The following is a 271-nucleotide window of genomic DNA, read 5'->3' as shown; positions in this document are numbered from 1 at the left end:
CCTACGTTTTTCAACGGCCTGCTGTAGGAGCGGCTTCAGCCGCGAAGCCTGTACGCGGCTGAAGCCGCTCCTACAACATAACCTTAGTCTGCGGCAGTGAGCTTGGCTTCCAGCTCCGCGACCTTGGCTTCCAATGCTTCGAGACGGGCGCGGGTTCGGGCCAGCACCACCATCTGGCTGTCGAACTCTTCGCGACTGACCAGCTCCAGCTTGCTGAAACCACTTTGCAGCAGGGCTTTGAACTGGGCTTCCAGTTCTGCGCGCGGCAACG

The 271-nt window shown here is 60.5% G+C and carries 1 protein-coding gene; it reads right to left on the bottom strand.

Going from position 1 to position 271, the window contains the following annotated elements; genetic code table 11:
* Positions 1-83: 83 nt before the first annotated feature.
* The gene (locus V0R37_RS22220) at positions 84-269 is read right to left on the bottom strand and encodes an accessory factor UbiK family protein (RefSeq protein WP_420376569.1); all 186 of its coding nucleotides are present in this window, start codon (positions 267-269) and stop codon (positions 84-86) included.
* Positions 270-271 lie beyond the last annotated feature (2 nt).

It is taken from the genome of Pollutimonas rozaliensis (genome assembly GCF_048751585.1).
In the GTDB taxonomy this organism is placed as follows: Bacteria; Pseudomonadota; Gammaproteobacteria; order Burkholderiales; family Burkholderiaceae_B.
Note: the sequence above shows the minus strand (reverse complement) of the source record. Positions and strands in the feature narration are given on the sequence as shown.